The organism is Pseudomonas quasicaspiana (assembly GCF_021147825.1).
GTDB lineage: Bacteria > Pseudomonadota > Gammaproteobacteria > Pseudomonadales > Pseudomonadaceae > Aquipseudomonas > Aquipseudomonas quasicaspiana.
Genome location: NZ_JAGTPI010000040.1, coordinates 29,426 through 53,237, shown reverse-complemented (window position 1 = coordinate 53,237; position 23,812 = coordinate 29,426). Strand labels below are relative to the sequence as shown.

Sequence of the window (23,812 nt, the reverse complement as noted above, 5' to 3'; positions counted from 1 at the left end):
CACCGCGATCCTGTGGGACCGAATTCATTCGGGAAGGCGGCATTTCTGATGGACACAGATACATCGAATGTACCGGACTTTCGCGAATGAATTCGCTCCTACAGGGTTTGCATTTACTTTAGGTTCACCGCGATCCTGTGGGACCGAATTCATTCGGGAAGGCGGCATTTCTGATGGACACAGATACATCGAATGTACCGGACTTTCGCGAATGAATTCGCTCCCACAGGGTTTGCATTTACCTCAGGCTCACCGCGATCCTGTGGGACCAAATTCATTCGGGAAGGCGGCATTTCTGATGGACACAGATGCATCGAATGTACCGGATTTTCGCGAATGAATTCGCTCCCACAGGGTTTGCATTTACTTCAGGTTCACCGCGATCCCGTGGGACCGAATTCATTCGGGAAGGCGGCATTCCTGATGGGCACAGATACATCGAATGTACCGGATTTTCGCGAATGAACCCGCTCCTACGGGGTTTGCGCCCGGCTCAGATTCAACTGCGTGCGACCGCAAGAATCGCCTATGCCCTGGGCGGTTTGATGCCGTAACAAACCATATACAGCGCGGGCAGAAAAAACAGTGTCAGGACGGTAGCAATCGCAATGCCGCCGATCATGGCGTAGGCCATCGGCCCCCAGAATACCTCTCGCGCTATCGGGATCATGCCCAGACTTGCCGCCGCCGCCGTCAGCAGGATCGGGCGACAGCGATGCTCGGTGGCCTTGACCACAGCGGTCCACGCCTCTTCTCCAGCCGCCATGAACTCGTCGATCTGCGTGACCAGAATCACCGAGTTACGGATGATGATCCCGATCAGCGCCAGCACCCCGAGGATCGCCACGAAACCCAGCGGGTACCCCGTCAACAACAGCGCTGCAACGACTCCGATAAACCCTAGCGGCACCACGCTGACCACCAGCATCAGTTTCTTCACGCTCTGCAACTGAATCATCAGAAAGGTCGCGACCAACAGCAGCATCAGCGGCACGACTTTAAGAATCGGCCCCTGAGAACGAGCGCTGGCTTCGACCGCTCCACCGGTAGCCACCGAATAGCGCACGGGCAAAGCCGCACTGAACGCCTCGACCTGCGGACGCAACTCACGCACCAGCGCCGCCGGTTGCAGATGGCCAAGTACGTTGGCTTTCAGGGTAATGGTCGGCAGCCGGTCGCGACGCCAGACCAGCGGTTGCTCCTGCTCGTAACTCAAACTGGCGAAGGCCATCAATGGCACACTGGTCCCGCCGGGCACCGGAATCTGCAGGTTGCTCAAGGTTTGCAGCGAGGTCCGCTCACTGGCTTCGGCACGCCCGACCAGATCGACCAGATAGGTATCATCGCGAACCTTGGTGATGCTGGTGCCGGACACCAGGCTGTTGAGAATCTGCGCCACGTCTTCGGAAGACAGGCCGAACTGGCGCACCTTGTCTTGAGCGATATCAATTTTCAGTACTTTGCCTGGCTCGTTCCAGTCGTAGATGACCTGCCCGATATTAGCGTTGGCATCCAGGATGGCCGCCAGTGCCATGGCCTGGCTGCGAACTTGCTCGATGTCAGGACCGCTGACCCGATATTGCACAGGCCACCCCACCGGAGGCCCCATATTCAGCGGCTGCACATAGCCGCCAACGCCCACGAAGTCATCGCGAAAACGCTGACGCAAACGCTCGATCAACTGATCTCGCCCTTCCCCGCCACGGCTGACGATAACCAGTTGGCCATAAAACGGATTGCTCAACTGCTGATCCAGCGGCAAGTAAAAACGCACCGCGCCTTTGCCGACGTAAGAACTCCAGTGCAACACGTCCGGATCGTTCTTGAGCGTGGCTTCGAGGCGGTCCATGACCTGACGCGTACCGTCGATGGAGCCATTCTGCGGCATGTAGATATCGACGAGAATTTCCGGACGATCCGAATCCGGGAAAAACTGGTTTTGCAGTAACTTGCCCGCGAACAGCGACCCGACGAACACCAGCACGGTAAAGCCGATTACCCACCAGCGATGCTTGAGTGCTCCTGACAACGCCCGCCTGAATCCCGACATCCAGACGCCGCCCGCATGCTGATGAGCTTTGGGTACTTTGAGGATGTGCACGCCAATCAGCGGCGCAAACAACACCGCCACCAGCCATGAAAGCAGCAACGCCACTGCGATCACTGCAAACATGGTGAAGACGTACTCACCCGCCGAGCTGGAGTTCAGGCCAATCGGCACGAAACCGGCGACCGTCACCAACGTGCCTGTCAGCATCGGGAATGCCGTGGAGGTGTAGGCAAACGTGGCCGCCTGCTGCAATGAGTCGCCGCCTTCAAGCCGGGTCACCATCATTTCCACGGTGATCATCGCGTCGTCCACCAACAGCCCCAGCGCGATGATCAGTGCCCCTAAAGAAATACGCTGCATGGTGATGCCGCTGTACTCCATGAAGACAAAAACCAGCGCCAACACCAGCGGGATTGAACACGCCACGACGAGTCCAGCACGAATGCCCAGGCTAAGGAAACTCACCACCAGCACAATCAGAATCGCCTCGAACAACGCACGCGTGAAGCCGCCGATAGCCTTGTCCACCACCTCGGCCTGACTCGACACCAGATGCACATCGATACCCAACGGCAGCTCGCTGGCCAGCGCATCCATACGCTGCTGCAAGCGCATGCCGAAATCCTGAATATTGCCGCCCTGCTTCATGGCCACGGCCAGACCAATCGCTGGCTGGCCGTTGAAGCGAAACATCGAGCTTGGTGGATCGGCATAACGGCGCTCCACCGTCGCCAGATCACTCAGGCGAAAGAAGCGGTCACCGAAGCGCAGGTTGACGGCTTGCAGGTCACTTTCATCCGTGAACTGGCCGCTGGTGCGCACTGCAATCCTTTCCGGACCGGACTCGATGACACCGGCCGGCGTTACTGCGTTCTGCGCTTGCAGACTGGCGATGACCTGCCGCTGATCAATCCCCAGCGCCGCCAGCTTGCGCATGGAGAAGTTCAGGTAGATCACTTCACGTTGCGCGCCCAGCAACTCGATCTTGCCCAGGTCCTGCACACTTCGGATGTCCGCCCTGACTTGCTCGACATAGTCGCGCAACTGACGAAAAGAAAGCCCGTCGGCGGTAAACGCATAGATGCTGCCGAAGACATCACCGAACTCGTCGTTGAACGCAGGCCCTTGAATGCCTTCGGGCAGTTCACCCCGAATGTCCATGATCTTCTTGCGCACCTGATACCAGGCGGCGGGAATGTCAGCGCTGTGGGTGTCGCTCTTGAGGAAGACAAACAGCGTCGACTCACCGGCCAGGGTGTAGCTCTTCACATAGTCCAGCGCATCGATTTCCTCGAGCTTCTTTTCCATGCGGTCAGTGACCTGCTGCAAGGTCTCCTGCAGTGTCGCACCGGGCCAACGAGCTTGAATGACCATGGTCTTGATGGCAAACGAGGGATCCTCCTCACGTCCAAGATTCATGAACGACCAGCTTCCCATCAGCAGCGAAACGAACATCATGTACCAGACCAGTGTGCGGTGCCGAAGCCCCCAGGCAGACAGGTTAAAACGCTCCCTCACAAACTGACCTCGCGATCCATACGAACTCTCTGTCCTGCTCTCAGACCGTTGACTCCGGCGATGACCACCTTGTCACCGTCACGCAGCTCACCCTGCACACGCACCGACGCGCCGTGTCGGGCCAAAATGGTTACATCGCGGGAGCTCACGGTCGCAGACTGCGGATCAATGACCCACACCCGCGCCTGGCCCTCGCGCTCCAGCACAGCGCTGCCCGGCAGTTCGCGAAACGAATCGGCGACACTGCTGATCTCAATGCTCACCGTTGAACCCAGCCGAAAACTGTCAAGTACGGAATCCAGCGTCAGCCGTACACGCTGGGTGCGTGTCGTCGGATCAATCTGTGGCGACAACTGACGCACACGGGCGGCGACAAAAGCCTGCGGATTGAGCTGGGAAATCACTTGAATCCGAATGCTCTGATTCAGAGTGGCAACCAGATCCAGCGGCAGATCAACCACGGCTTCGCGGCTTTCAGGTCGGGCGAGGCTGACGACCGGATGACCGGTCGCAACCACCTGACCGACCTCGCCATGCCAATCAGTGACCACGCCATCGAACTCAGCCAGCAAACGGGTGTAGGACAGATGATCAGTAGCTTGCTGCAACGCATTGCGGGCCTGACTGAGAATGGCGTCCTGGGTTTGCAAATCACCGCTCATCTGATCCAGTCGCGCCTGAGCCCCCACGCCCCGCGCGATCAGTTGCTGATAGCGCTGCCGCTCTGCGCTCAATTGCTGCCAGGTCGCTTGGGCCTTGTTCAGTTCTGCCTGCCGGGCACGCAGTTGGTTTTGCTGACCGCTGGGCTCAAGGGTGGCGAGAAGATCACCCCGACGAACCCTGTCACCGATCTCGACCTGACGCGTTGCAATGCGGCCTGCCACTCGAAAACCCAGTTCAACTTCGTAGCGCGGCTGAATGCTGCCCGCAAAGCGGCCGTGAACATGCTGCTGCGCGTCGACCATTTCGATAAACAACACAGGCCGCTCGACAACCTCGCGCACAGGCTTGTCACGGCAGCCTGCGACCATCATGAAAATGATGCAGAACAACCAGACTTTGCAGATCAAAAGGATGCGAATGGCGGTGACCTTCATCGACTCGTCTCCGCTGCCAAAGCGATGACGTTGCTGTTGTCATCGTTCTTGTCATCGTTCTTGTCGTCATTCTTGTCATGGCCCTCGCGCGCAGCGACATCGACTCTCTGCCCCGGATACAAAAACTGCAGGCCGCGGGATACCACCCAGTCACCCTCTGCTAATCCGGATGCGATGACTACGTGACCCTGCTCATAACGCAACACCTGCACCTCAACCAGACGCACACGGCTCTGCTCGTCTACGCGCCAGACTGCAGGTTTGCCGTGACTGCGACTCAGAGCCGACCATGGCAGAGTGAAAGCCTTGCGGGCCTGAGAATCCAGCTTCGCGCTGACCACGGTGCCCAGGGCAAGATTGGCGGGAGCGTCTTGCAGCGCGACTCGTACCCGAAGGGTGCCGCTGGCAGAGGAGACAATCGGAGTGATCTCACGGATCCTGCCGGACAGCGTCAGGGCCGGATTGCCCAGCCCGCGAACACGTACGCGGCGACCTGGCTGGTCAGATTCCAGCAACGATTCGTAGGCCGCGAATACCGCCTCTCGCTCGCCATCATGGGCAAGACTGAAAACAGGTGTGGCGGCCTGCACCACCTGACCTTCTTCGGCATGACGTGCCGTGATGATGCCGTCGGCCACCGCAACCAGTTCGGTGTAGCTCAATTGGTCGCGCGCATTGGCCTGCTGCGCTTTCAGCGCGGCAAGATCGCCCCGCGCACTCTCCAGCGCAGACTGCGCTTTTTGATACTCGCTGAGATTGGTATAGCCCTTGGGCAGCAACGTTTGCTGACGCTGGTAATTGGTTTGCGCCAAACGCAGTCGCGATTCTCTGGCGGCAACTTCTGCATCGGCCGACGCCAGTTCAGTGTTTTGCTCCCGCGGGTCAAGCTTTGCCAACCTCTGCCCCGCTCGCACACGATCGCCCACATCGACAAAGCGCTGTACCAGCTTGCCGGACACCCGAAAAGCCTGCTCCGTGACCTTGCGCGCCTGGATATCGCCTGTCAGCTCGACGCTGGTCAGGACGTCGGAAGCAACCACTTCCTGAACCGCCACACGGACCAGTGTTTTCGACACAGGCTTATCGTCAGAACAGCCACTGAGGGAAAACAACAGCAAAACGTTGAGTCCCAGCGCCAGCCAAGGCTGGCGAACAACCCTTCCAGGATTCAAAAACCGGGAATTTCCGGCCACACCACAACACCCGCACAATTGCACAGCACAAGAAATATTCATCAACGACAAAGCCACAGCCCAGTGAAGTATCGCCACACCCGAAGACCGGGTGTCAGAACGAAGACCCGCTACCAAACAGCCAGAAGGCCGTTCTGCGCCTCAGGCAATCGCGGCTTCAGGCCAGGCATGACTGATTTCTTTCTGTGCACCGAGAAAACTCAGGACGGTTTTCTGCGAGTTCAACCAGGCGGCCTTGCTCTCAAGGTCGAGAAAGTGGCCGGTATCGGGCACAACATTGAAGCTGCTTTGCGCTATGTACGTGGAGAAACTGCGGGCATCTTCAACGGTGGTGTATTCATCTTTCTCGCCATTGACGAACAACACTGGGATCTTGATAGAAGAGAAACGCTCAACGTAATTACTGGCACTGAGTTTACGAATCTGGCTGATGTGAAAGTCGATCTGGCCGTATTCATGTTCAGCAAGGCTGATCAGGTGTTTGTAGTTATACAGTTTGAAAAGTCGCGGCAGGTACTTGCCCACGGTGTCGTTAAGCAACGAACCGATTTTTCGTTTTTCACGTGCGGCAAGGTAGAGCTGTGCCTTGTCGATGTAGTCCAGCATCGGCTCATTGAGCACTGGCGAGAACGAGCTGATGATCGCTTTCTCAACTGACGCGGGCGACTCGGAAAGCGCCAGCAACGCGGAAACGCCACCCCAGGATACTGAAAGCAAGTAATTGATTTTGTAGAGATTAATAATATTCAGAAGAATTCTGACTTCGTCTTCCTTGGTCACAATCGTATCGCCAGGATTGTGAGCTTTGGACTGGCCGGAGAACGGAAGATCGAACAGCACCAGATTGAAGTGTGGGGCCAGGTACTTCACCGTCTGACCAAACGAGCCGGTGGTCGACAGCGCGCCATTGACGAGCAGAACCGTCTTGGCGCTATCACTTTTCCAGTAAGTTTCGGTATAGATTTTGAACTCTTCGATATCGAGAATCTTTGTTTGCGCACCCATGACAGCCTCCTAGCTTTCGTAATTCCAATAGTTTTTAAGTTCTCTGCTTCGGCTGCCATGCCAAAGCCTCACCCGGTTACAGGCAAAATCCGTTGAGTTCTTGTTTTTAGGTGCATCGATAAGCTGAATCGATTAACGCTATTGTTAACGAATAAGAGAGCAAAAAACGACACCCTGTTGGCGTCATAAAAATGGCTAAGCGCTATTTTCGAAGGGAAACGAGAGTTCAGACATTGGATCCAACTATTGTTCACGGGCCTTCAAGAGCAATAGAGACTGGATGTCTTTCAATTTTTCTGATGGCTCGTGGAGGCCGATATGTGACAAAAGCGGCAATTTCTTGAAACATGTAGTTACAACTTCAGGCGGAACTTTTCGATTTTTCTTGTGACTTTCAGCCCGAAACGTTGATTTAGACGCGTTGATGCTCACCGACTTCGAAGGCCGCAATTAATTTGACGCGTTTTTGGAAAAGGGTTTTCACGCGGTGCTGGCGATGTCCAGCGACGCAAGTCGACATCTCGCGGATAAGGAATTCAACCTCGAATGAGGCACATTGCATTGAGGAAGATGAACGTCGCGGCGTGGAGGATTCCCGCCACTGAGCCCGGAGAAGCCCCATATTTATCTGCAAGCTTAAATCCCGTGGGAGCGAATTCATTCGCGAAGAGGCCGGTGCATCCGCAGCCTATGTATCGCCTTGTGCGCCGCCTTTCCGAATAAATTCGGTACCAGAGGTTCACTGTGAGCCAATTGAATGGATCTCATGGGAATCATTCGCCAGAGCGGCGTGTCAGCCCTTGATACTTTTCAATAATGCCCTCTTCGCGAATGAATTAGCTCCCACAGGTTCCACAATCCCGTAGGACTGGCTTTAGCCGGGAGGGCGTCGGTACATTCGCTAAATTTTCTTCCTCAGAAATACCGCTCTCCCGGCTAAAACGGAACGCCGCCCGGCCAGTCCTACAAGATCAAGCTTGAAGACAACCATAGAATCTCCCGCAGAATCTGCACGAGCCCGTAGTGGCGGCGATAAGGACACTTTCATCCAACTTTATCCCTCACCAAAACGCAGACGCAAAAAAGCCCGATCTGAGCACAAGGCTTAAATCAGGCTTTTTTGTGAAGATGGTCGGGGTAAGGGGATTCGAACTCCTGACATCCTGCTCCCAAAGCAGGCGCGCTACCGGACTGCGCTATACCCCGGGTGAAACTTTTTAAAGACGCCTCAACTAGCCGTCTGCGATCTGATGCGATTGGCATCAGATCTATAAGATTCGGCCCCGGCATTGCTGCTGAGGCCAAAAATGGTGGGTCGTGTGGGATTCGAACCTACGACCAATTGGTTAAAAGCCAACTGCTCTACCAACTGAGCTAACGACCCAAAAATGGTCGGGGTAAGGGGATTCGAACTCCTGACATCCTGCTCCCAAAGCAGGCGCGCTACCGGACTGCGCTATACCCCGATACAGCTACACATTGAAATCTGGCTCCACGACCTGGACTCGAACCAGGGACCCAGTGATTAACAGTCACTTGCTCTACCAACTGAGCTATCGCGGAACGTATCGATTTCAGATGCAACTTTTACAACTTACTGCTCTGAACTAACGCGCTGTTAACTTGTTAATTCAGCCTCTTCGATGTGTTTGCATCGCTGCGTTCACGTCTCTGAGGCGCGCTATTCTACAATTTTAAAAAGAGGTGTCAACCCCTTAAATTGCTTTTAAGACAATGATTTGCGATTTTTTTTCAGATGGCCTTTCGGCCCTCGCAAATTCATCAATCAGCAGCGCCAGGCTCACCTGCAATAACCCATCGCTGGCGAGCCTGAACTGCAAACCCCATCAGTTGAAGACGATTTCGTCGTCGACCACTGTGCCGGTGACGCTGGAGCCGGGCATGAAACCACCCGACAGAATCAACTGCGCCAGTGGGTTCTCGATCCAGCGCTGGATAGCACGCTTGAGCGGACGAGCGCCGTAAACCGGGTCGTAACCCACCGCGATGAGTTTATCCATCGCCTCGGGGCTCAGCTCCAGTTTCAGTTCGCGTTCGGTCAGACGGCTGCGCAGGCGAGCCAGCTGAATATCCGTAATGCCGGCAATCTGGTCGCGGGCCAGAGGTTCGAAGATCACCACTTCGTCGATACGGTTCAGGAACTCCGGCCGGAAGTGATTGCTTACCGCATCCATCACCGCCGCGCGCTGTGCTTCGCGATCCCCGGAAAGCTCGATGATCTGCGCCGAGCCCAGGTTGGAGGTCATGACGATCACGGTATTGCGGAAATCCACTGTACGACCATGGCTGTCAGTCAGGCGACCGTCTTCCAGCACCTGCAGCAAGATGTTGAACACATCCGGATGCGCCTTCTCCACTTCGTCCAGCAAGATCACGGAGTAAGGCTTGCGACGCACCGCCTCGGTGAGATAACCGCCTTCTTCATAACCTACATAGCCTGGTGGTGCACCGATCAGTCGAGCCACGGAATGTTTCTCCATGAACTCGGACATATCGATACGCACCATCGCTTCTTCAGTGTCGAACAGGAACTCCGCCAGCGCCTTGCACAGCTCGGTCTTACCGACACCGGTTGGGCCGAGGAACATGAACGAACCACTTGGGCGATTCGGATCAGACAAACCGGCACGAGAGCGACGTACCGCGTTGGAAACCGCAACCACCGCTTCGTTCTGACCAATCACGCGCTGGTGCAGCAAGCTCTCCATACGCAGAAGCTTGTCGCGCTCACCTTCGAGCATCTTCGACACAGGGATCCCGGTCCACTTGGAGACGACTTCGGCGATCTCCTCTTCAGTCACTTTACTGCGCAGCAACTGATTCTCAGGCTTGCCATGCTGGTCGACCATTTGCAGGCTGCGTTCCAGGTCCGGAATGATCCCGTACTGCAATTCAGCCATACGATTCAGATCGCCACGCCGACGGGCGGCTTCAAGCTCTTGGCGCGATTGTTCGATCTTCTGCTGAATCTGCGCAGAACCGGTGACCTCGGCTTTTTCCGAGGTCCATATTTCTTCCAGGTCAGCATATTCACGATCCAGACGAACGATTTCTTCCTGAAGTTTTTCCAGACGCTTGATCGCGGCTTCGTCGTCTTCTTTCTTTAATGCCTGGGATTCAACCTTCAGCTGGATAAGTCGGCGTTCAAGACGGTCGAGCACTTCCGGCTTGGAGTCGATTTCCATACGAATACGGCTGGCCGCTTCGTCGATCAGGTCAATGGCCTTGTCCGGCAACTGCCGATCGGTGATGTAACGATGGCTCAGCTTTGCGGCCGCAATGATCGCGCCGTCAGTGATCGCGACTTTGTGGTGAACCTCATAGCGCTCCTTCAAGCCACGCAGGATCGCGATGGTGTCTTCTTCACTCGGCTCATCCACCAGCACTTTCTGGAAGCGCCGCTCAAGGGCCGCGTCCTTCTCTATATATTGGCGGTACTCGTTGAGCGTGGTAGCACCGACACAATGCAGCTCACCACGCGCCAACGCAGGCTTGAGCATGTTGCCTGCATCCATGGAGCCTTCGCCTTTACCGGCGCCGACCATGGTGTGCAGTTCGTCGATGAACAGGATGATCTGGCCGTCCTGTTTGGAAAGCTCATTGAGCAGTGACTTCAGGCGCTCCTCGAACTCACCCCGAAACTTGGCACCGGCGATCAGTGCGCCCATGTCCAGAGACAGCAAGCGCTTGCCTTTAAGGCCATCCGGCACTTCACCATTAATGATGCGCTGAGCGAGACCTTCAGCGATGGCAGTTTTACCCACGCCAGGTTCGCCGATCAGCACCGGGTTGTTCTTGGTACGGCGTTGCAGCACCTGAATCGTCCGACGGATTTCGTCGTCACGGCCGATCACCGGGTCGAGCTTGCCTTCTTCGGCGCGCTTGGTGAGGTCGACGGTGTACTTATCCAGAGCCTGGCGCGACTCCTCGACATTAGGGTCGTTGACCGCCGAGCCGCCGCGCAGGTTGCTGATGGCATTTTCCAGCGCCTTCTTGCTGACACCTTGGCCAAGCAGCAACTTGCCCAGCTTGCTGTTTTCGTCCATGGCCGCCAGCAAGACCAGCTCGCTGGAGATGAACTGGTCGCCCTTCTGCTGCGCCAGACGATCTGCCTGATTAAGCAGACGCGCCAGATCCTGGGACATGTTCACGTCGCCCGTCGGGTTCTGGATTTTCGGCAGTTGGTCGAGCTCTTTGCTCAATTCTTTGCGCAGACTGTTGATGTCGAAGCCCACTTGCAGCAGCAGTGGCTTGATAGTGCCGCCTTGTTGATCAAGCAACGCCTGCATCAAGTGCGCAGACTCGATGGCCGGATGGTCAAGGCCTACCGCCAGGGATTGGGAATCGGATAACGCTAACTGTAATTTGCTGGTCAATCTATCGATACGCATTAGTCACCTTCCTATATAAGCAGGCCGGAGCAAATAAACACACCTATGAAAAAAACCTGCTGGATGCCCACTACATGCGGGCAATTGCGTGAGATTCAAGCTGAAATTGATTGACGCAGATCAGCAATCCAGTGAGACGTCTGAACGATAGCCCCACGAATGAGATCCCGCACGGGTAACAGTGATGGTAGGAGCGAACTTGTTCGCGAGATTGGGCGGCATGCGATGTTTATCTATCGCCTGCACCCTTTTTCGCGAACAAGTTCGCTCCTACCTGACTGGATCTATCCAGATCAGCGAAGCAAAGCGGCCGTTTCGGGCGCTCTGGCGGTAGGAATAGAAGCGAGGATCAGTAAAGGTATCGAAGCCACCGCCATAAACAGCGGTGATCCCGTGGGCCGCCAGTCGCAGGCGAGCAAGGGCATAGATGTCGGCCATGAACCGGCCAGGATTTTTGCTGGGTATAAATGCGGCGTCAGTTTGCGGATGCGTGCTTATAAAAGCCTCACGAACTTCCCCACCCACTTCAAAGGACGGTTGGCCAATGGCAGGGCCAAGCCAGACCATGATGTCCTCAGGGGCCACTTGCAGACTGTCGGCCGCCGCCTCCAGCACACCGGCCGCCAGACCACGCCAACCAGCGTGAGCAGCCGCCACACGAGTACCGGCCCGATCACAGAAAAGAGCAGGCAGGCAATCGGCGGTCATGATGGTGCAGGCAATGCCCGGGGTTGCAGTCCAGCTGGCGTCAGCCTCGACAACTTGAGTCGGGTCGGCCTCAGCAACCACCACGCCATGCACTTGCTTGAGCCAGGCAGCCTGAATCTTCAGCTCCGAGGTCAGACGCAGGCGATTGGCAGCAACGGCTTGCGGATCATCATCAACATGATCACCCAGATTGAAACTGTCGAACGGCGCCAGACTGACGCCGCCGTTACGGGTTGTGACGCAGGACTTGATTCCCGCAGGCGCGGGCCAGTCGGGAATCAGCCAGTCACTCACCCGATGAACGCCTCGCGATCCTGCTTGAGCAGCGACAGCAGCCAGACGAAATCGTCAGGCAGCGGCGATTCCCAGCTCATGCGCTTACCGGTGGTCGGATGATCCAGCTCCAGGAAGCGAGCATGAAGCGCCTGACGCGGGAAGGTTTTCAACGAGTCGACCATGGTCACACTGGCGGCTGGCGGAATGCGGAAACGACCGCCGTAAGCCTGATCACCCACCAACGGATAGTTGATATGCGCCATGTGCACACGAATCTGGTGGGTACGGCCGGTTTCCAGCTTGACCCGCACATGGGTGTGGGACCGGAAACGCTCAAGCACGCGATAGTGACTCACCGCCTGCTTGCCGCCTTCCATCACCGCCATGCGCTGGCGTTGCTGACCGTGACGGCCAATCGGCGCGTCGATCTTGCCACCGGCAGTGACAACACCGATCACGATGCATTCATAGATGCGGCTCACGGTACGGCTTTGCAACTGAGTGACGAGCTGGGTCTGTGCCTGAATCGTCTTGGCGACCACCATCAGACCGGTGGTGTCCTTGTCGAGACGGTGCACGATACCGGCGCGCGGCACGTTGATAATGTCCGGCACGTGGTGCAGCAAGGCATTGAGCAGCGTGCCGTCGGCGTGACCGGCAGCGGGATGCACCACCAGACCGGCAGGTTTATTGATGACCAGGATCTGATCGTCTTCATAGACGATATCGAGTTCGATGTCCTGAGCGAGCCATTCTCCCTGGGCCTCCTGCTCTGCAATCAATTGCAGGACAGCACCACCGTGTACGATGTCACGGGGGCGCAAGACGCCTCCGTCAACCGTCAGACGGCCGTCCTTGATCCAGGCAGAAAGGCGCGAGCGAGAGTGCTCAGCGAATAATTGTGCAGCGACTTGATCGAGGCGTTGACCGCCCAATTCGGACGGCACCTCTGCGCGAAGTTCTATATTTTCGGACATGGCCAGACTAGGTGGCGGCTAGCCTTTGGTTTCGGCAGCGCGCTTGTGGTTAAATACGGCGTCTTTTGCCCCGGGGGTTCCGCGGGGTGCTCATCATAACAGGACGGTCACGCCCAAGACAGCGACCGTTATAGGGACGCAAGCCGCCATGCAAGTGAAACACCTGCTGCTGATAGCCATCCTCGCACTCACCGCTGCCTGCTCGTCGAAGGAAGTGATTGACGAAAACCTGAGCGAAGTCGAGCTGTACCAGCAGGCGCAGGCCGACCTGGGTAACAACAGCTATTCGACTGCCACAGAAAAGCTCAAGGCGCTGGAGTCGCGTTATCCATTCGGTCGCTATGCTGATCAGGCACAGCTCGAACTGATTTACGCGAACTACAAGAACGGTGAGCCGGAAGCTGCGAAATCCGCTGCCGAACGCTTTATCCGCCTGCACCCGCAGCACCCGAACGTCGACTACGCCTATTACATGAAAGGCCTGACTTCGTTCGACCAGGACGTTGGCCTGCTGGCGCGCTTCCTGCCGCTGGACCAGACCAAACGTGACCCGGGTGCCGCGCGTGACTCGTTCAACGAGTTCGCGCAACTGACCAGTCGCTACCCGAACAGCCGCTATTCGCCGGATGCCAAGCAGCGCATGATTTATCTGCGCAACCTGCTGGCCTCCTACGAAATCCACGTTGCCGACTACTACCTGACTCGTCAGGCTTATGTCGCTGCCGCCAACCGTGGCCGTTACGTGATCGAAAACTTCCAGGAAACCCCATCCGTGGGTGATGGCCTGGCGGTGATGGTCGAGTCCTATCAGCGTCTGCATCTGGACGATCTGGCGGCCACCAGCCTGGAAGTGCTCAAGGCCAACTACCCGAACCATCCACAACTGGTTGACGGTCAGTTCGTGCCGCGTGAAGCCGAAGCGGACAACCGCTCGTGGCTGTCCAAGGCGACTTTGGGCCTGATCGAAAGCAATCCGCCGCTGCCGCCGGGTGAAACCCGCGCCAACCAGGACGTGATCAAGCAGTACGAAGACGCCAAGCAAGCCATCCCGCGTGAGCTGCTTCCGGAGAATCAGGAAGAGCTCGACGAGCAGGAACGCGAAGCGAAAGGCGAAAAAGACCGCTCGTGGTTCAGCTACATGACGTTTGGTATGTTTGACTGATATCAGCGTTAACAAGAAAGAGGCCTGCGGGCCTCTTTTTTTGTGCCCCGATGTTGAGTGTTCTGTAGGAGTTCACCCCGGTGTCCCTGACACTACGCTGTCGCGCAGCAAACATGTGACCTGGAGCTGCCGAAGGCTGCGATGGCGGTGTGTCCGGAGAAACGCTTCGCAGCCTTCGGCAGCTCCTACAGAAAATGCATTCCCATTGAAGGATTACAGTCTGATGGACAATGACCAACTTGCAGGAGAGACGACTTCCCGGCTAAAGCCAGTCCTGCGGGCTGAAGCTATTCCAATAGCCTCTGCTTCGCTACACTGCCGAATCTCCAATCACTAAGCTGGAAATCATGATTCGCTTAATTATGTGGGTCGCGCTGATCGCGGCGGTTGTGTGGTTCGTCAAGCGTCTACTCAACCCGCCTGCCCCACGTCGCAAAGCTCCGCCCCCTGAAAGTGTGGCAGCACCCATGGTGCGTTGCGCTCAATGCGGTGTGCATTTGCCTCAGGACCGCGCCATCAATCAGGGCCAGCAATGGTATTGCAGCGAGGCACATCGCCTGGAAGGGCCGGCGACTCGCGATCGCTGAGCTGCGTCGGTTCTGAAGGAGTGATCGTGTTCACGAGGCCTTTTGCCTGACACACTGTTTCGCGAACACGTTCACTCCTACAGCAGCCCTGCCACCCTACCGCCAGGCGCATAGGGTGCCGCATCAATCACCGGCTTACGCCCAACCAGCAGATCCGCCAGCAACTGGCAGGACGCGGGCGCCAACACAAGGCCGTTACGATAATGGCCACAGTTGAGCCACAGGCCTTCAAAACCCTGCACGGGACCAATATAGGGAATGCCCTCAGGCGAGCCTGGACGCAGGCCAGCCCAGTGACCGACCACCTGAGCGTCAGCCAACGCGGGAAGCAGCTCCACCGCAGAGGCCTTGAGGCTTTCCAACGCCACATCGGTCGGGGTTTTGTCGAAGCCCTCGAGCTCCAGGGTACTCCCCACCAGAATATGTCCGTCGCGGCGAGGGATCGCATATCGCCCTTTGGCCAGCACCATACTCGTTAGAAAATCCGACGCGCACTTGTACAGAATCATCTGGCCTTTGACCGGCTCAACCGGCAGTTCAAGGCCGAGGATCTTGAGCAACTCTCCGCTCCAGGCACCTGCTGCAAGAACCACCTGATCGCCCAGAATATCCCCGGAGAACGTGCTCACGCCCAACACCCGATCACCCTGACGGACAAAGCCAGTGACTGCACATTGCTCATGAACGGTGACATTGGGGAGCGCCAGTAACGCCGTTTTCAGGGATTTGACCAATCGTGGATTGCGCACGTTGGCGACGTTGGCCATGTAGATCGCACGCTCATAACCCTCGCCCAGCACGGGCACAGCGTCGTGAACCGCCGAGATATCCACAGCGCTGAGCGGTCGCGCCTCTCGGGCTGCCCACTCCAGAGCTTGCTGTTCGTCATCCAGATCCAGCCAATACAAACCGGTGGTATGCACTTCGGGATCGACCCCGGTCTGTGCAAACAGACGCTCCGCCAGTTGTGGATAGAAATCCTGCGACCAGTGCGCCAATGCTGTGACTGCGGGGCTATAGCGCCACGGGTAGAGCGGGGAAACAATGCCACCGCCCGCCCACGACGCTTCTTGCCCGACACCGGAACGGTCCAGAAGGATGACCTGATCAACTTGGGATGCGAGGTTGAAAGCGGTCAACAAACCGATCACACCACCGCCAACAATCACAACCTGCTGCCTGGACATCGTGTTCTCGTTCAAAAGAATTGGGGGATCAGCGGCCCCAGCAATCCTTGCTCGCAAGACCCGTTGAGTTACTGATAGCGCCGGTATTGGTAATGATGAAGTTACCGCATTTGTCACCGTTCATCATCGAGCCGGCGTTAGGCTTCGCAGTCAAGGTGAACGTCTGGGCAGCCCGCTCAGGGACGATCGTGTAATAAGCGTTGCCAGCCGAAAGGGTCAGCGCGGGACTGTTCGGAGCATCCGAATACACACCGCCATAACGCGAATAGTATCGCTCCAGCGCCTGAGCCTGCTCATTCAACAAGCTGGCAATTTCCGCCCTGTGGGTACGCCTGACGTATTCCGTATAGCTGGGATACGCGATGGCCGCCAGAATACCCACAATCGCTACGACAATCATGAGTTCGATCAAGGTAAAGCCTGTTGATCTGCTTCGCATACACCGTATTCCTTACTGTATCTGCCGCCACATGATGCGTTGATAAATGTTGGCAGGGCCGCCTTTTTCCTGCAACGAGGTAGCTTGGCCGCCACTCGAATCGATCAGGTACTTTGTGTCATCGCGGCCGGAAGTGCCCGAAACAATTGCAGCCAGGTTCGGGATGCCCGTACCAATGCCAATACCGGCAACAATTGTATCGGCAGAGTCGATCCTGCCATCGCCGTTGGTATCCAGGACCTGATAATTGAGCATGCCCCCCTTGGCTGCATCCAGCTCGAACAGACGCCCGATGCCGGTACTTTCACAAGGGTCGCTGGAGTTCACCGCCGCCGTTGTGAATATTATCCGGCCACGGCTGGTTTGCGCCGGGTAGATGATACGCTCACCCACGTAGGGATCCGTGGTGGACAAGGTCATGTACCAGCCTTTTCTAAGGGTCCAGTCCACATCGTTATTGGACGTCGTGAAGTAAGTCGCACCATTTCCCGTGATTGTGCCGGTAATGTTTTGCGGTTGCAGATTGTTCTGGACGTACCCGCCAGTAGCCGCGTCCCCATCCCAGATCGCGTAAAACGCTTGCTGGCTGTTAGTGGTCTTGTCGGAGATTTCACTAAACTTGCCAGTGCCGAAATAAACCATCTTGCCGTTGAGAGGATGATCCAGCAGCAACGGCTGAGCGGTAATAGGTTGCGGGGTGTTATCCGGTGCGGTGGCCGTAAACAGTGGCTTGCCGCTGAAGGCCACGCTCCAGTTGGCTGCGGAGGAACTGCTCATGTCGAACTTCCACAAGCGCCCTTTCAAATCTCCCGCATAAGCCGCCTGCACGACGTTTTGCGCATTGACTCGCAGTTTGACGGAAGACAGCCCGTTGTCCGCCAGCTTTGCTGACGCTGGAATAGGGATCTCCCTGATCAGCGCACCGGTATTGGCATTTAGCACGAATAACGACGCGTCGCCGGTAAAACTGCCATAACCATTGCCCATCACTACGATGCTCGTACCATCGGCCATCCGTGCAACGTCAGGTTTGGAGTAGGCGTAACCCAGATTGTTGAAGAGATTGGCAGGCGTCGAAGTATCCGGAGCCTTCACCTCCCAGAGTGCCTGGATCGAGTTATCGCTCTCGAAGAGTTTGATCGCAAAAAAAACTTTGCCGCCCGCGCCTGTGCCGCCAAACGCAATGGTGCGCCAGGATGTTCCTGCCTGAGTATCAAAAACCGCAATCTGGCCGTCGACCGTAAATTTATGAGTGCCGGAGCCATAGGTTGTTGAGGCAATGGTCGCCAGTGAAGCCAACGAAGTAGAAGGCATGTACGCATAGCGTCGCGCCCCGTTATCGGGGTTGATGACGTTGAAGAACCCGTCGTTGGCGTTAACCAGCAGGTTGTAATTCATGCTCGACGCTTTCCTCGTCAAATAAGTCGAGTACGTCGTGTTGCCCGCCATATCAGCAGAAGTTTTGTCGGTTGGCAGCGCCGGGATCAAAGGCGAGTTGATAATGTCGCCCAGCAAAATCGTGCGGGTACGCAGTCTTGCATTGGCGGTGCCTTTGCTCCAGTTCACGACTTGCGCGCCAGTCACCCCGGCAGGTAAGTTGGTCAGCGTGGCGTCGAACGCAGTTTTCTGGGTGCCGGTCAGGTTGTTGTAATCGAGAACCATCCTGGCGCCCGACACAGTATTCCAGGATTCGAAAAGCGGGCCGGGAGACGAGCTGGTAATCAGGTTGTCCGTGCTCCACAACGCGGTGCTCAACGCACCGGTTGTGGCATTGAGATTGAATGCTTTGAGCGTGCCGTGCCAGTCCTTGGGGTCGTACATCGTCTGGTAGAAGCGCGTACCGCTGCTCAAAGTGGCCGAGTTGGTCGCCCCGCCGCCACCCGATCCGGCCTTGGCATAAATATCACCCAATGCCAGATTCAATGCAGCGGTCAGCCCGGCGCTATCACCGGTCTGGTAGTACTTGCCGCGACCATGGCTGTTATCTGCGGCGTCAATCAGCATCTGGTCCGATGATGTCGTGAAGCCGATGGTGTAAGTACTCATGTTCTGTACGTTGAAACCCGTGGTGTCCCAGCTTTTGCCCGTCAGATCGGTTCCATTTGCCGCTTTGCGCATATCAATGTCGTAAGCAAACCGGGCCAGGTCATCCAGATAAAGTGTGTCACCCTCATCATCGCCGCCATCACTGTTGCTGGTGATCGGGTTGGTGCCATCGTTGGCGACGTTGTCCCAGTTAGGTAGAGAGCGGGAGGTATCAGCAACGTCATCCGGATCATCACCGGGAAACGTTCTGTCAAACGTGGGCAAACCATCGGTGATGACGACCCCGTAGTTCTTTTGGCATCGGTATTGAATCGGGCTGGTGTAGGTCGTCGTCGGGCGCGGATAATTGGACGTCATCCCGCGAAAATAGCGGGTTATCTCATAGTAGGTTTCAGCCAGTGGCGTATTGGCTGTAGGCGTCAGCGCTGTAATAGCATTTTTCAAATTAGTGATATTTATATTGGCTTGTGCCTGATTGACACCATTTGGCTGATAAGTCGTTGCTGTGACCGGTGAGAGATCGGTGATCACTCTGGAAATGCGACCCCCAGGGCCTCGATCGCCGCCGTTGATGGGTTCATTGAACTGTGCGAGGCCGATACGTAGCGAGGTGTTGTTGGTTACTAGATTGGTCGCAACACTCTTCGCAACATTCATTCGGTAGTCGGTGGGAATGTTACCGGTGGTGTAGTCCCTGAAACCCTGCAAGTTTTGTGGAACCTGATCAATCAGCCAGGACAGGTAATTGGCGGTGTAACGAGTCTCACCATTACCCGCAGGATCTGGCAGTTTCATACAACGCTGAAAGCCGTTCCGATAAATAGGTATTCCGCCAAGCAGACATTGAAGCGAAAGGCCCAGAGCTCCAAATGAGCTGACCTCCGCAAGAGAAATGGCCTGACTTCCCGAAATTTCCTTCAGGTCCAGGCAAGGCACTACAAGCAGTCCCCTCAGGCAGTTAGGAAGATAGCTAACCGGGGTGCGGGCAATCGTGGAATCAAACCCCGAAGCCCAAATAATGTTGTACATACTCCCCGAGTTATCCACCAGCAACATCAAGTTGGGCGGTACAGCCGGAGAGCTGAGCAACGGCACTTGCGCGGGAGTAAATGCATAAGCAGGGGCTGTCAGGTACAACGCCAGTAATGCACCGTAGAGGTACTTCAGCAAACGGCCCGACGACTTAACAAAAGGCATAAATGCTCTCCAATACCGTTCTCGACGTCCCGATAAGCACACTCGCCGTCACGCGATAAAGTGTGAAGGAAGTACTGGCCGAACAGCTCGGGGGGCGATTGGCCGGGGTGGTTGTCGTGCCAAGGTTCTGAATGACGTAAAAACCTTCTCCCCACGCGACCCACGGAACACCCGCAGAGCTATTGCCCGCAGCGGTGACAGTCGATGAATCTGTTGGAGGCGCACAACCGGCCGGAGGGGTGCAGGCGGCCAGCGAATAATTGGGGGCCTGAATCGCCGACTCGCCCACTCGCAGTGTCGCTTCCGCAATCTGAAAAGACCTATTACGCAATGACACGCTACCTGCCATTTTCTCCTGCAAGGTCGCGTTCTGCATCGACGAGACGCCCACCAGCGTCAGTAGCAGCAAAAAGACCAGGCTGACCAGCAGCACCATACCCTTCTGTTGTCGGGGCAATCCTGGCGAGGAAGCTAAGATTCTTTTCTTCATGGCAGTCCCCATCAGAAACGGTTACGCAAAGCAGCAACAACGTTATAGGTTTGATCGCGAACCCTGCCGTTTGGATCAGTCACTGTGAGGGTCAAGCGCACGCTGCGAATATTGTTGGCCAGGGCACTACTGCCAATCACCGTGGTGTAGGACATGGGCGAACCCGTCAAACCAAAAGAGACGGCAAACCGACCCACATTGCTCACCAACGGCTGTGCTGAATCGGAGCCGGTACCGACCTTCACATTCAGGTTCGTACCGGTCAGGCTGTAAGTGATCTTACGGAGGGGGAAGCTGATTTCCCCTGATGCCGGAGTTCTTGCACCGTTATATATTCGGGTATAAGTCCTGCAATCGGACACGACGGTCCAGGTCGGAGTGCTACCCGATGTCCCCACATCGGCGGTGATAAGTGTCAACGTATTGCTCGCGTTATCCCAAAGGATTGGGGTAAGGAAATCAGGGGGTTTGACAATCGACGGTGCCACTGGAGTCGTCGTGTCGAGATCCAGACAGCCGAACATTCCGGTCATGCGGATTTCCTGCATCATTTTGCTGAGAGCAAAGCGCGCATCTTCCTGCATCCGTGCAGCAGCGTTCTGAGACTGATACGTACCTTTGGAAGCGATGAAAATCTGCACGATCCCCATACTGACAATCAAACCCAGCACCAGCGCGACCATGATCTCGACCAGGCCAAAACCCCGGGCTATTTTCTTCATTGAGCCACCACATCGTCGACACCAATACGCGAGGTCAGAACAAATTGTCGCGCATTGGTCGCGCTAGCGGTTTTACCCAAACCGGTATCGCTCGCGGCCGCCGCCCGGGTGTCATCCCAAGTGATGGTAATAGTCACAACCCGCTTGTCGATCACGACACTGCTGGCCGCGCCCGCCGCGCCCGCAAATGCTGTGATATTGCTACTGAAGTCAAACTTGTCTTGAGCAACTGCATCATTAGGGTTAGCCGCAGAGGGCGCACCGGCCAGCGATGCCAGGCCGTAGCTGGCCAAAACAGTGGAGCCACTGTTAGTCGCATTGCCATCCATGTTCGCCCGAATACGATCCATCATGTCATAGGCAATGAAGCTCGCCTGACTGGTCATGGCCGAGCTGTCGGTGTACCTAAGGGCGTTCAATTGAATGGCCGCAGCCCCCAAGAGGCCAATGCCCAATATCAACACCGACACCAACACCTCGATCAGCGTCATGCCAACCTGACGGCTCTTTCGTCCCTTACCCATCGCAATTCCCACTCGAAACAATTCGGCCGTTCAAGCATACATACACAGTCTTGGTGATAGTCGTGCCTAGTGTGTAAGTCATTGCAACCGCCGTGGCCGGAGCCGAAAGGCCGCCGAGGTTATTGAACTCGATCAGGTTGACATTGGGGACCGCGAGCCCAGCGCCACTGCTCATCGGCGCGGTCACACGCAAAGCGGCACCGGTTACATTGGATGACGGAACCACCTTGAGCGCAGTATTCCAGCCTGCACCGTCGACATTGGGCCGCACCTGAACATTCACTCCACGGTTTATCGCCTCAAGCCGCGCAAAGTTGAGGGCGCGCTGAAGATCACTGATTTCGGTATCGGCTTTTGAGTTCTGTATCGAGCTATTGAAACTGGGAATGGCGATAACCGCGAGTATCCCAACCAACGACACAGTGATTAACAATTCGACGAGGGTGAACCCCTTGGATCGCTGGGTCATTGAGTGTCTCCTAGACGTTACGACTATAGGACAGCATCCCCGCCCGAAACTGTAAACAAGGATGTACGGTAGTTTGACAGGGACGAATGCCCGCATGGCATTCAAATGAGAATTTCCACGGAGGGAAACGTATGAAACAGGCAGGTTTCACGATCATTGAGCTGGCAGTGACGATGCTGATCATTGGAATAGTTCTCACCCTCACCGCTCCCGCTTTCAGTGAATTCCTGATGAGTCAGCGCCGCATTGATGCCGCGCAACAACTGGCCAGCGGGATACGCACAGCACGCACGGAAGCGATTTTACGAAGTCAGCCTGTGGTGATCCGGGCGATTGATAAGGATTGGAGCAAGGGCTGGCAGATCGTTGTGGACCCGAAAGGCAGCGAAGATGATCTGGTGCTGACGGAGCGCACTCGAAGCGGGAAAGTGCCGATTTTTGGAAATTTTCATGTCGTCAGGCAAATTCGCTTTAACGCGTTGGGTGTTCCAGCAGGTAATGGCTTTGTTGCAGGCAGGTTGTTCATTTGCGACGCGAAAGAAGCGGTCAGCCACCACGCGGTGGTGATGGCCAGAACGGGCAGAGTCCAAATTGAGAGTGAAACGAAGCCGGAAGAGCTTTGCGGTTAATTCATCTGAATCGGGTCCTACAGACTTCCACCTGCAAAGGCATTTCCCGTAGGAGCTGCCGAAGGCTGCGAGGCATTTAACCTGATATACCGCGATCGCAGCCTTCGGCAGCTCCTACAGAGTGTGTTTGCCAGATTACAACAGCGACTTGACCCGCAGTTCCTTGGGCATCGAGAAAGTGACATTCTCTTCGCGGCCAGCCAGCTCGTCAGCACCGGTCGCGCCCCAGGCGTGCAGTTGCTGAATCACGCCACGCACCAGTACTTCCGGCGCGGAAGCACCTGCGGTGATGCCGATGCGCCCGACGCCATCGAACCACGCACGTTGCATGTCTTCTGCGCCATCGATCAGATAGGCCGGGGTTGCCATGCGCTCCGCCAGCTCGCGCAGCCGGTTGGAGTTCGAGCTGTTCGGACTGCCAACAACCAATACCACGTCGCACTCATCAGCCAACTGCTTGACCGCATCCTGCCGGTTTTGCGTGGCGTAGCAGATGTCATCCTTGCGCGGCCCGCCAATTGCCGGGAATCGCGTGCGCAGGGCATCAATAACGCGGCTGGTGTCGTCCATGGACAACGTAGTCTGGGTCACGAACGCCAACGCTTCAGGATTACGCACCTGTAGATTGGCGACGTCCTCTTCATCCTCGACCAGATAGATCGCACCACCGTTGCTGGCATCGTACTGCCCCATGGTGCCTTCAACTTCCGGATGCCCCTGATGGCCGATCAGAATGCACTCCCGACCGTCACGACTGTAACGCGCGACTTCGATGTGAACCTTGGTCACCAGCGGACACGTCGCATCGAACACTTTCAGGCCACGACCCGACGCTTCAGTACGTACGGCTTGCGAAACGCCATGGGCACTGAAGATCACGATTACGTCGTCAGGTACTTGATCCAGCTCCTCGACGAAGATCGCGCCACGAGCGCGCAGGTCTTCGACAACGAATTTGTTATGAACCACTTCATGGCGCACATAGATCGGCGGGCCAAACACTTCCAGGGCGCGATTGACGATTTCGATCGCACGATCCACTCCAGCGCAGAAGCCGCGGGGGTTGGCGAGTTTGATTTGCATGGGGGGCCTCGTGTCTACGTGCGAAACAGCCCGGCCGTAGC

The 23,812-nt window shown here is 56.3% G+C and carries 18 protein-coding genes and 4 tRNA genes; 3 read left to right on the top strand and 19 right to left on the bottom strand.

The window, feature by feature from the left end; all coding sequences use genetic code 11:
- Positions 1-526: 526 nt before the first annotated feature.
- The 11 genes from KDX30_RS20540 to rluD form a co-directional block, all read right to left on the bottom strand.
- Positions 527-3,568, bottom strand: coding sequence for an efflux RND transporter permease subunit (locus KDX30_RS20540; protein ID WP_231677353.1), 3,042 nt, complete (start codon positions 3,566-3,568; stop codon positions 527-529).
- On the bottom strand, positions 3,565-4,665 hold the full coding sequence (locus KDX30_RS20535; RefSeq protein ID WP_231677352.1) for an efflux RND transporter periplasmic adaptor subunit: 1,101 nt from the start codon (positions 4,663-4,665) through the stop codon (positions 3,565-3,567). The genes KDX30_RS20540 and KDX30_RS20535 overlap by 4 nt, the downstream gene beginning before the upstream one ends.
- On the bottom strand, positions 4,662-5,900 hold the full coding sequence (locus KDX30_RS20530; protein ID WP_231677351.1) for an efflux RND transporter periplasmic adaptor subunit: 1,239 nt from the start codon (positions 5,898-5,900) through the stop codon (positions 4,662-4,664). Before KDX30_RS20530 ends, KDX30_RS20535 begins: the two co-directional genes overlap by 4 nt.
- A gap of 99 nt (positions 5,901-5,999) precedes the next feature.
- Positions 6,000-6,863: an alpha/beta fold hydrolase gene (locus tag KDX30_RS20525; RefSeq protein ID WP_122397700.1), complete on the bottom strand. Its 864-nt coding sequence runs from the start codon at positions 6,861-6,863 to the stop codon at positions 6,000-6,002.
- A gap of 1,129 nt (positions 6,864-7,992) precedes the next feature.
- Positions 7,993-8,069: transfer RNA gene (locus KDX30_RS20520), tRNA-Pro, on the bottom strand.
- A gap of 102 nt (positions 8,070-8,171) precedes the next feature.
- Positions 8,172-8,247: transfer RNA gene (locus tag KDX30_RS20515), tRNA-Lys, on the bottom strand.
- Between the two features lie 5 nt (positions 8,248-8,252).
- A tRNA-Pro gene (locus KDX30_RS20510) sits at positions 8,253-8,329 on the bottom strand.
- A 21-nt stretch (positions 8,330-8,350) separates the two neighbouring features.
- Positions 8,351-8,426 (bottom strand) — tRNA-Asn (locus KDX30_RS20505).
- 284 nt (positions 8,427-8,710) lie between these two features.
- Entirely contained in the window at positions 8,711-11,275 is a 2,565-nt protein-coding gene (gene clpB, locus KDX30_RS20500; RefSeq protein ID WP_099271005.1) for an ATP-dependent chaperone ClpB, read from the bottom strand.
- A 270-nt stretch (positions 11,276-11,545) separates the two neighbouring features.
- On the bottom strand, positions 11,546-12,277 hold the full coding sequence (gene pgeF, locus KDX30_RS20495) for a peptidoglycan editing factor PgeF (RefSeq protein ID WP_231677350.1): 732 nt from the start codon (positions 12,275-12,277) through the stop codon (positions 11,546-11,548).
- Positions 12,274-13,236, bottom strand: coding sequence for a 23S rRNA pseudouridine(1911/1915/1917) synthase RluD (gene rluD / locus KDX30_RS20490; protein WP_087272735.1), 963 nt, complete (start codon positions 13,234-13,236; stop codon positions 12,274-12,276). Before rluD ends, pgeF begins: the two co-directional genes overlap by 4 nt.
- 148 nt (positions 13,237-13,384) lie before the next feature.
- Between rluD and KDX30_RS20485 the strand changes: the two genes are divergently transcribed.
- Both KDX30_RS20485 and KDX30_RS20480 read left to right on the top strand, forming a co-directional pair.
- Positions 13,385-14,398 carry an outer membrane protein assembly factor BamD gene (locus tag KDX30_RS20485; RefSeq protein ID WP_027899727.1) on the top strand — a complete coding sequence of 338 codons (1,014 nt, stop codon included), beginning with the start codon at positions 13,385-13,387 and terminating at the stop codon, positions 14,396-14,398.
- 347 nt (positions 14,399-14,745) lie between these two features.
- Positions 14,746-14,985, top strand: coding sequence for a PP0621 family protein (locus KDX30_RS20480; RefSeq protein WP_099271007.1), 240 nt, complete (start codon positions 14,746-14,748; stop codon positions 14,983-14,985).
- Positions 14,986-15,062: 77 nt separating this feature from the next.
- On the opposite strand, the gene thiO is transcribed toward KDX30_RS20480, so the two are convergent.
- The 7 genes from thiO to KDX30_RS20445 are packed head-to-tail and all read right to left on the bottom strand — an operon-like array spanning position 15,063 to position 22,059.
- Positions 15,063-16,172 carry a glycine oxidase ThiO gene (thiO, locus tag KDX30_RS20475; protein ID WP_231677349.1) on the bottom strand — a complete coding sequence of 370 codons (1,110 nt, stop codon included), beginning with the start codon at positions 16,170-16,172 and terminating at the stop codon, positions 15,063-15,065.
- A 28-nt stretch (positions 16,173-16,200) separates the two neighbouring features.
- Positions 16,201-16,611 (bottom strand): type IV pilin protein, encoded by a 411-nt coding sequence (locus tag KDX30_RS20470; RefSeq protein WP_099271009.1) that lies wholly within the window; start codon positions 16,609-16,611, stop codon positions 16,201-16,203.
- Between the two features lie 12 nt (positions 16,612-16,623).
- Complete coding sequence (locus KDX30_RS20465; protein ID WP_231677348.1) at positions 16,624-19,854, bottom strand: pilus assembly protein; 3,231 nt, start codon at positions 19,852-19,854, stop codon at positions 16,624-16,626.
- Positions 19,841-20,344 (bottom strand): pilus assembly PilX family protein, encoded by a 504-nt coding sequence (locus KDX30_RS20460; protein ID WP_231677347.1) that lies wholly within the window; start codon positions 20,342-20,344, stop codon positions 19,841-19,843. The genes KDX30_RS20465 and KDX30_RS20460 overlap by 14 nt, the downstream gene beginning before the upstream one ends.
- 11 nt (positions 20,345-20,355) lie before the next feature.
- Positions 20,356-21,066: a PilW family protein gene (locus KDX30_RS20455; protein ID WP_231677346.1), complete on the bottom strand. Its 711-nt coding sequence runs from the start codon at positions 21,064-21,066 to the stop codon at positions 20,356-20,358.
- Positions 21,063-21,590, bottom strand: coding sequence for a type IV pilus modification protein PilV (gene pilV / locus KDX30_RS20450; RefSeq protein WP_231677345.1), 528 nt, complete (start codon positions 21,588-21,590; stop codon positions 21,063-21,065). The genes KDX30_RS20455 and pilV overlap by 4 nt, the downstream gene beginning before the upstream one ends.
- Complete coding sequence (locus tag KDX30_RS20445) at positions 21,583-22,059, bottom strand: GspH/FimT family pseudopilin (protein ID WP_099271014.1); 477 nt, start codon at positions 22,057-22,059, stop codon at positions 21,583-21,585. Before KDX30_RS20445 ends, pilV begins: the two co-directional genes overlap by 8 nt.
- Before the next feature lie 131 nt (positions 22,060-22,190).
- Between KDX30_RS20445 and KDX30_RS20440 the strand changes: the two genes are divergently transcribed.
- Complete coding sequence (locus tag KDX30_RS20440; protein ID WP_231677344.1) at positions 22,191-22,688, top strand: GspH/FimT family pseudopilin; 498 nt, start codon at positions 22,191-22,193, stop codon at positions 22,686-22,688.
- A 135-nt stretch (positions 22,689-22,823) separates the two neighbouring features.
- On the opposite strand, the gene ispH is transcribed toward KDX30_RS20440, so the two are convergent.
- Positions 22,824-23,771 (bottom strand): 4-hydroxy-3-methylbut-2-enyl diphosphate reductase, encoded by a 948-nt coding sequence (gene ispH, locus KDX30_RS20435; protein ID WP_027899717.1) that lies wholly within the window; start codon positions 23,769-23,771, stop codon positions 22,824-22,826.
- Positions 23,772-23,812 lie beyond the last annotated feature (41 nt).

Bases quoted from the DNA above. Each gene is read 5' to 3' on its own strand.
- KDX30_RS20530 (WP_231677351.1), bottom strand. From the start codon at position 5,900: ATGAATATTTCTTGTGCTGTGCAATTGTGCGGGTGTTGTGGTGTGGCC.
- pilV (WP_231677345.1), bottom strand. From the start codon at position 21,590: ATGGGTAAGGGACGAAAGAGCCGTCAGGTTGGCATGACGCTGATCGAG.
- KDX30_RS20470 (WP_099271009.1), bottom strand. From the start codon at position 16,611: ATGCGAAGCAGATCAACAGGCTTTACCTTGATCGAACTCATGATTGTC.
- KDX30_RS20455 (WP_231677346.1), bottom strand. From the start codon at position 21,066: ATGAAGAAAATAGCCCGGGGTTTTGGCCTGGTCGAGATCATGGTCGCG.
- clpB (WP_099271005.1), bottom strand. From the start codon at position 11,275: ATGCGTATCGATAGATTGACCAGCAAATTACAGTTAGCGTTATCCGAT.
- KDX30_RS20460 (WP_231677347.1), bottom strand. From the start codon at position 20,344: ATGAAGAAAAGAATCTTAGCTTCCTCGCCAGGATTGCCCCGACAACAG.
- thiO (WP_231677349.1), bottom strand. From the start codon at position 16,172: ATGTCCAGGCAGCAGGTTGTGATTGTTGGCGGTGGTGTGATCGGTTTG.
- KDX30_RS20440 (WP_231677344.1), top strand. From the start codon at position 22,191: ATGAAACAGGCAGGTTTCACGATCATTGAGCTGGCAGTGACGATGCTG.
- KDX30_RS20485 (WP_027899727.1), top strand. From the start codon at position 13,385: ATGCAAGTGAAACACCTGCTGCTGATAGCCATCCTCGCACTCACCGCT.
- KDX30_RS20465 (WP_231677348.1), bottom strand. From the start codon at position 19,854: ATGCCTTTTGTTAAGTCGTCGGGCCGTTTGCTGAAGTACCTCTACGGT.
- ispH (WP_027899717.1), bottom strand. From the start codon at position 23,771: ATGCAAATCAAACTCGCCAACCCCCGCGGCTTCTGCGCTGGAGTGGAT.
- KDX30_RS20525 (WP_122397700.1), bottom strand. From the start codon at position 6,863: ATGGGTGCGCAAACAAAGATTCTCGATATCGAAGAGTTCAAAATCTAT.
- rluD (WP_087272735.1), bottom strand. From the start codon at position 13,236: ATGTCCGAAAATATAGAACTTCGCGCAGAGGTGCCGTCCGAATTGGGC.
- KDX30_RS20480 (WP_099271007.1), top strand. From the start codon at position 14,746: ATGATTCGCTTAATTATGTGGGTCGCGCTGATCGCGGCGGTTGTGTGG.
- KDX30_RS20445 (WP_099271014.1), bottom strand. From the start codon at position 22,059: ATGACCCAGCGATCCAAGGGGTTCACCCTCGTCGAATTGTTAATCACT.
- KDX30_RS20535 (WP_231677352.1), bottom strand. From the start codon at position 4,665: ATGAAGGTCACCGCCATTCGCATCCTTTTGATCTGCAAAGTCTGGTTG.